The 7,002-nt window shown below is 43.2% G+C and carries 7 protein-coding genes and 1 tRNA gene; 1 reads left to right on the forward strand and 7 read right to left on the reverse strand.

Going from position 1 to position 7,002, the window contains the following annotated elements:
• Positions 1-194: 194 nt before the first annotated feature.
• The 6 genes from HOO90_RS06270 to rpsU form a co-directional block, all read right to left on the reverse strand.
• Positions 195-273: transfer RNA gene (locus tag HOO90_RS06270), tRNA-Ile, on the reverse strand.
• Between the two features lie 27 nt (positions 274-300).
• Positions 301-2,238, reverse strand: a complete 1,938-nt coding sequence (rpoD, locus tag HOO90_RS06275; protein WP_292840959.1) for an RNA polymerase sigma factor RpoD — start codon at positions 2,236-2,238, stop codon at positions 301-303.
• Between the two features lie 91 nt (positions 2,239-2,329).
• Positions 2,330-4,069, reverse strand: a complete 1,740-nt coding sequence (gene dnaG, locus HOO90_RS06280) for a DNA primase (protein ID WP_292840962.1) — start codon at positions 4,067-4,069, stop codon at positions 2,330-2,332.
• Between the two features lie 108 nt (positions 4,070-4,177).
• Positions 4,178-4,621 carry a GatB/YqeY domain-containing protein gene (locus HOO90_RS06285; RefSeq protein ID WP_292840965.1) on the reverse strand — a complete coding sequence of 148 codons (444 nt, stop codon included), beginning with the start codon at positions 4,619-4,621 and terminating at the stop codon, positions 4,178-4,180.
• 6 nt (positions 4,622-4,627) lie between these two features.
• Positions 4,628-4,939 (reverse strand): DUF3144 domain-containing protein, encoded by a 312-nt coding sequence (locus HOO90_RS06290; protein WP_292840968.1) that lies wholly within the window; start codon positions 4,937-4,939, stop codon positions 4,628-4,630.
• Positions 4,940-4,951: 12 nt separating this feature from the next.
• Entirely contained in the window at positions 4,952-5,164 is a 213-nt protein-coding gene (gene rpsU, locus HOO90_RS06295) for a 30S ribosomal protein S21 (protein ID WP_013149160.1), read from the reverse strand.
• Positions 5,165-5,399: 235 nt separating this feature from the next.
• Here rpsU and tsaD point away from each other — a divergent pair, with 235 nt between their 5' ends.
• Positions 5,400-6,422: a tRNA (adenosine(37)-N6)-threonylcarbamoyltransferase complex transferase subunit TsaD gene (tsaD, locus tag HOO90_RS06300; RefSeq protein WP_292840980.1), complete on the forward strand. Its 1,023-nt coding sequence runs from the start codon at positions 5,400-5,402 to the stop codon at positions 6,420-6,422.
• Between the two features lie 68 nt (positions 6,423-6,490).
• On the opposite strand, the gene plsY is transcribed toward tsaD, so the two are convergent.
• Positions 6,491-7,002: glycerol-3-phosphate 1-O-acyltransferase PlsY (gene plsY / locus HOO90_RS06305; protein ID WP_292840983.1), on the reverse strand; the 512-nt coding region annotated here is incomplete at its 5' end.

Genomic DNA, 7,002 nt, shown 5'->3' on the forward strand with positions numbered 1-7,002 from the left:
TGATTAGTGTGAGTGGTGAGTAAAGTTGATTATTATTATCTTGCTTTTGAAAGTTGCTGAATGACTGCTTCGGGCCCGAACTTGCCCCACGACAGCATAATTAGCTTACCCAAAAGCAGACCATCAAGCGCCCAACAATACACTCGCACCACAAAAAGAAAAAAGGACCTAGATTTCTCCAAGTCCTTTATTTTTGGTGGCCCCTCTGTGAGTCGAACACAGCACCAACGGATTATGAGTCCGCTGCTCTAACCAAGCATGAGCTAAGGGGCCAAAAACCTGTTTAAGTTAATATTGTTACTAATCTTGCCCTGTTTCTAAAAAGCTACGCAATCTTTCTGAGCGTGTTGGGTGACGCAATTTACGTAGCGCTTTTGCCTCAATTTGGCGAATGCGCTCACGTGTAACATCAAACTGTTTGCCAACTTCTTCCAGCGTATGGTCAGTATTCATTTCAATACCAAAACGCATACGTAAAACCTTCGCTTCACGTGGTGTAAGTGATTCCAACACCTCACTTGTGGCATCACGTAAACTGGCGTAGATTGCCGCATCTACTGGCGCAAGGGTCTGACCATCTTCAATGAAGTCGCCCAAATGTGAATCTTCATCGTCTCCGATTGGTGTTTCCATCGAAATTGGTTCTTTGCTGATTTTCAAGATTTTACGAATCTTGTCTTCTGGCATTTCCATTTTTTCTGCCAATAGTGCTGGGTCTGGCTCGATTCCAGTTTCTTGTAGAATTTGGCGACTGATACGATTCATTTTATTTATTGTTTCAATCATGTGAACAGGAATACGGATGGTACGTGCCTGGTCAGCAATAGACCGAGTTATCGCCTGACGAATCCACCAAGTGGCATAGGTTGAGAATTTAAAACCACGGCGATATTCGAATTTATCCACCGCTTTCATCAAGCCGATGTTACCTTCTTGAATAAGATCCAGGAATTGCAAGCCTCGATTTGTGTATTTTTTAGCGATTGAAATCACTAACCGCAAATTAGCCTCAATCATTTCACGCTTAGCTCGGCGCGCTCGCGCCTCACCCGTGGTCATTTGCTTGTTAATTTCTTTTAGCTCTTTGATTGGAATACCAACGCTCTTTTCTAAGTCAATCAATCGCTGTTGCTGATCTAAAACTGAATGGTTATAACGCGTTAATTTTTCAACATAGGGGTTATCTACTTTAAGTTCCTCCGCCAACCAGTTTTGATTACATTCATTGCCTGGAAAAGATTTAATAAAATGTGCTCGTGGCATGCCTGATTTTTCTACACAAAAATCCAAAACTTTGCGCTCATGGCCGCGAACCGTTTCAACCAAATCACGCACCTGATCACATAGACCTTCTACTTGTTTTGGTGAAAACCTGAATGCTGTCAATTCAACCAGAATTTCAGACAAAAGTAGCTGATATTCAGGGTCTTGCGAGCCTCTAACTGGCAAGATTTCAGTCATTTTTTTATTCGCTGCACGCACTACTGTAAAACGATTAACAACTTCTTCTTTTAATTTAGCTAATGCTTCCGCTGAAATGGCAGCTGCCTTAGCGCCATCTTCATCTTCATCTTCATCAACGTCGTCATCTACTTCTGGCTCTTCATCAGCAGATTCAATGGCTTCATCCGCAACGGCGCCTACGTCAGAATCAATCAAGCCATCGACCAAATCGTCTACACTTAATTCGTCATTTTCAACCTTATCTACCAAAGCCAATAAAGCGGCAATGGTTGTTGGACATGCCGCAATGGCTTGTACCATATGTTTTAGACCATCTTCAATGCGGCGTGCAATTTCAATTTCACTTTCACGCGTTAGCAAATCGACCGTACCCATCTCGCGCATGTACATACGCACAGGGTCAGTGGTGCGTCCAAAATCTGAATCTACCGTTGCGAGTGCCTGTTCGGCCTCTTCTACGGCATCTTCATCAGTTACGGCTGGAGGTGCATCAGACATCAACAATACTTCAGCATCAGGCGCCTCTTCGTACACCTGAATACCCATGTCATTGATCATACCAATGATGCCATCGATTTGTTCGGAGTTTTGCACATCGTCTGGCAGGTGATCGTTAATCTCGGCATAAGTTAAATAGCCGCGCTCTTTACCTAAAACGATCAATGATTTTAAACGAGAGCGACGCTCTTCTGCCGTAGCCTCTTGTATTTCTGGGCTTACATAATCAATTTTCTTTTTTTCAGCTGCTTGTTCGCTTTTTTTCGGTCTTGCCATGAGACACCTCTAATTTATGCACATACTGTTTGCTATAAGAAAACAGTATGAATATGATTTCTGTAACCCTCTATTATAGCAGAAAATAACCCTATTTTGACTTGGACTTAGCACCTAAACTTTTAAGTAAATTCCGCTCATTGTCGGTTAACGTACTGAGCGGCTTTTCGCTTATGTGCGCCAGCAGTTCATTTTCATTTTTTTGCAAATACACCTGCTTCAATTGCTGCCTTGCGCCAGCAAGCTCTTTCGCCAAATCGATGGTTTCATCTAGGGCATGGAGTTCATGTTCCAGTTCACGAATGACTCCTGCGTCAACTTTCTGTTCAAGCTCACGCATAATCACTACTGGTTTAGAATGAGGGTGCACTAAACAAGTTTCAATAGTCTGCTGCAATATTATTTCATCCTCCGAATTTCCAACTATCCACTGCAAATCATCTTTAGAAGCAAGCTCTGGACGCATAAGCATGGTTAGGCAGAACCGCTTATGTAACGAACTTGTTGTACGCGTAAGCTTTGGTCTAGCCTGCGCTGGTGCTTTAGTCAAATTGGGCAACTTGAGCAAACTTTGCATCTCATCTATGGATAACTGAGCCAATTCAGCCACCTTTTTGCGTAAGTACATCGCACTGCGTGGTGCATGAATCTGCTGCATAATGGGTTCGGCATCATTTAAGAATCGCACTTTATCCTCTTGACTTAACAAAGGGTTATCTTCACTCAGATGCTTAAGAATATATTGCGACAAGGGCATTGCAGCCTTAATTTCCAGCTCAAATGTTTCCTTGCCAAATTCACGCACGTAAGAATCGGGATCATGTTCTTTTGGTAAAAATAAAAATGAGAGCTTCAAACCATCGGTGAGTGCAGGTAAGGCATTCATTGCGGCGCGCCAAGCTGCAGTGCGGCCGGCATTGTCACCATCAAAACAGAAAACCACTTCATCGGTTTGGCGCATCAATTTGGTAATATGAAATGGCGTGGTCGCCGTACCTAAGGCAGCAACCGCATATTCAATACCATACTGAGCCAGCGCCACCACATCCATATACCCTTCAACCACCAAAGCACGGCCCGCATCACGAATGGCACGGCGCGCTAAAAAAAGGCCATAAAGCTCATGGCCTTTTTGAAATAGCGGCGTTTCTGGAGAATTGTAATATTTAGGAGTATCTTCTGGATTAATTACGCGACCACCAAAGCCAATGACCTGACCTTTTGTGTCATGAATCGGGAACATTACGCGGTCACGAAACCGGTCATATCGACGGCCCTGCTCATTCTCCACCACTAAGCCCGCAACGCTTAATGCTTCACTTTCATAATTTGGAAAAATATTTTGTAAATTTTGCCACCCGGCAGGGGCATAACCCACTTGAAACTTTGCAGCCACTTGGCCGCTTAAACCACGACTCTTTAAATAGTCTATTGCACGGGGTGATTTCTTAAGCTCCGCTTTGTAGTATTGAGCGGCTTGCTGCAAAGAATCTTGCAAACCCAACACCACCTTATGCTCCGGCTTACTCGTGTCACGGGTTTCTTGCGGCACAATCATGCCAACCATTCTGGCGAGTTCGTTAATTGCTTCAACAAAGCTTAAGCCTTGGTATTCCATTAAAAATCCAACCGCCGTACCATGCGCACCGCAGCCAAAGCAATGGTAAAACTGCTTGGTTGGACTTACCGTAAAGCTTGGAGATTTTTCGTTATGAAATGGGCAGCATGCCGAATAATTTGCTCCCGCTTTTTTCAAGGGCGTGCATTTATCTATCACGTCGACAATATCGACGCGATTTAATAATTCTTGAATAAAGCTCTCTGGAATCAAAGTGTTCTGCTTTTATAAGATGTTAGGTAATTTTAGCTGAATTTACAAAACTAAATAAAAAAAGGAGCTTATCGCTCCTTTTAATTTTTCAATTTACTTGCTTTACACTTAAACTAAACGCGTTTTAATGAAACCTGAAATTTTTCCCATGTCAGCTTTTCCTGCTACCAATGGTTTAATAGTTGCCATGACTTTACCCATATCTTTTACACCAGCGGCGCCCGTATCGGCAATCACTTGGTCTAATATAGTGAGAATTTCTGCTTCAGTCAGTTGTTGTGGCAAGTATTCTTGCAACACGCTTACTTCGTATTTTTCTACATCAGCTAAGTCTGTTCTATTTGCTGATTCATACGCAGCAATTGAATCGCGGCGTTGTTTAAGCATTTTTTCAATCGCAGAAATGACATCTGCATCACTCAACTCAATACGCTCATCCACTTCGCGCTGCTTAATTGCAGCTTGCAACAAACGAATGGCACCTAAACGCGCGCTATCTTTAGCGCGCATCGCAGTTTTCATATCTTCGGTGATTTGTGCTTTGAGACTCATTAGAACCTAGGCAGTCTTGATGTAGGTATCGAACTTAGCTTGATAATCAGCCATGTGTTCAGTTAGTGCAATTTTGTATTGATTAACAAAGTACTCTAACGCAACGTCTTTTTCAGCTTCAAAATTTTCTTTAGTACCACACTGGCTGGCAATTAGAAACGTATTGAAGCGCGCTGATGCAAATGCAAAACTCGCATTCACTACACTCACATCATTGCTTGTAGCCTGCTCATTGGCAAAGCCAATAAACTTATCTGTCAAACTCCAAAATGCAGCATCATCCCCTGCATTTTCTTCAGCTTGTTTAGTATCAGCCATTTTTACTATGAACTAGTAAAGTTTAGCTGGAAGTGTTTGTTTTAATAAACGACGATATTGACGTTTAACCGCAGCAGCAGCTTTACGTTTACGTTCCCAAGTTGGCTTTTCGTAGAACTCGCGAGCGCGAAGATCATTCAACAAACCTGTTTTTTCGATTAGGCGTTTAAAACGGCGAAGGGCAACGTCAAACGGCTCATTTTCTTTTACGCGTACACTAGACATTCGGTCTCTCTTATAAAAACAATTAAATACAAAATAAATAAGGGGATGCTCAAATTCCCAAAAATTCAGCCAACGCACATCGCGCTTACGGCTTGGAAACTGAGAAAAGCCGACTATTTTAATCGCATAATTGTTTTTATTCAATTACTTTTATGCATTTACCATTAGTTTTGTACATTATAAGGACGAAATGCGCAATAATTCCACTTTTAAAATCTTTAAAGTAATTAATTAGATGTTAATTTTAGGTGTGGAATCATCCTGCGATGAAACAGGGATTGCATTATACGATACCGAGCAAGGTTTGCTTGCCCACGCACTGCATTCGCAAGTTGAAATGCATGCTGAATACGGCGGTGTAGTGCCTGAACTCGCCTCACGCGACCATATTCGCCATGTACTACCGCTCACTGAAAACGTACTTAAGGCTGCCAATAAAACCCTGCAAGATATTAATGCCATTGCCTACACACAAGGCCCTGGCTTATCTGGCGCGCTACTAGTTGGCACGAGTTTTGCCGAATCACTCGCGTTTAGCTTACAAATTCCAACTATTAACGTGCACCATCTTGAAGGACATTTACTTGCGCCTTTGCTTGAAATAAACCCGCCCGCTTTTCCATTTGTTGCTTTACTTGTGTCTGGAGGGCACAGCCAACTCATGCGTGTAGATGGCATTGGTGAATATGAATTACTAGGCGACACCTTAGATGATGCTGCTGGTGAAGCTTTTGATAAAACAGCCAAGCTATTAGGATTAGGTTACCCTGGTGGCCCTGCGCTAGCTAAGCTCGCCGAGCAAGGTATGGCACGCTTCAAATTGCCGCGCCCATTATTAAATAGTGGCGATTTGAACTTTAGCTTTAGCGGACTGAAAACAGCCGTTTTAACGCTAGTGAATGCTCACACAAATCTTGACTTGCAAACTAAAGCGGACATTGCTTGGGAGTTTCAGGAAGCCGTGACTGAAATATTAACGCTGAAATGCATGACCGCTTTGCGTGAAACTGGTCTGGATAATTTAGTGGTCTCAGGTGGTGTAGGTGCAAATTCAAAACTACGCGAGAAATTGAATGCTGCAACTAAACGTAAACTTTGCAAAGTAAGTTACCCTCGTTTAGAATTTTGTACGGATAATGGTGCGATGATTGCCTTTGCAGGCGCGATGCGCTTGAAAGCGATGCAAGGTAATGGCAATAAAAGTTATGGTTTTAGCGTGCGTCCAAGGTGGGATTTAGCAGAACTGCAAGCACCGTAAACAGTTATTGCGCGCTTGCTCCGCAAGCTATTTCTTAAATAAGATACTGAAACGAGTTCAGCATGACTTTATTTTTTACCGAATCCTGCTTCCGTTCCTGCCAGTAACTTTTGAATATTGCTTCTGTGGCGCCAAATCAGCATCACAGCCATTACAGCTACCGCAATCACGTAGTCTTTATACGCCGACAATAATAGCCAAGCATATACTGGTGCAAGTGCAGCCGCCACGATTGCACCGAGCGATGAATAGCGCGAAACAGCAAATACTACAATCCACGTCACCACTGCTGCTAAACCGAGTAATGGCGAAATTGCCAACATCACACCCAGCGCAGTAGCCACGCCCTTGCCGCCTTTGAACTTATAAAAAATCGGGTACAAATGCCCAAAAAACACCGCCAAACCAACAGAAGCCACCACCCACATCAACATATCAGACTGCAACGCCAACCAAACTGGTAACCAGCCTTTAAGTACATCGCCCAACAAGGTAAGCGCAGCGGCTAATTTTTTACCACTACGCAATACATTAGTCGCCCCTGGGTTACCTGAACCCACAGTACGCGGATCAGGCAAGC

The sequence above is a fragment of the Methylotenera sp. genome (assembly GCF_013141425.1).
Taxonomy (GTDB): Bacteria; Pseudomonadota; Gammaproteobacteria; order Burkholderiales; family Methylophilaceae; genus Methylotenera.

What these genes read in the sequence shown, in the direction of transcription:
- rpoD (WP_292840959.1), bottom strand. Translation starts at nt 2,238, where the DNA reads ATGGCAAGACCGAAAAAAAGCGAACAAGCAGCTGAAAAAAAGAAAATT.
- HOO90_RS06285 (WP_292840965.1), bottom strand. Translation starts at nt 4,621, where the DNA reads ATGAGTCTCAAAGCACAAATCACCGAAGATATGAAAACTGCGATGCGC.
- HOO90_RS06290 (WP_292840968.1), bottom strand. Translation starts at nt 4,939, where the DNA reads ATGGCTGATACTAAACAAGCTGAAGAAAATGCAGGGGATGATGCTGCA.
- rpsU (WP_013149160.1), bottom strand. Translation starts at nt 5,164, where the DNA reads ATGTCTAGTGTACGCGTAAAAGAAAATGAGCCGTTTGACGTTGCCCTT.
- tsaD (WP_292840980.1), top strand. Translation starts at nt 5,400, where the DNA reads ATGTTAATTTTAGGTGTGGAATCATCCTGCGATGAAACAGGGATTGCA.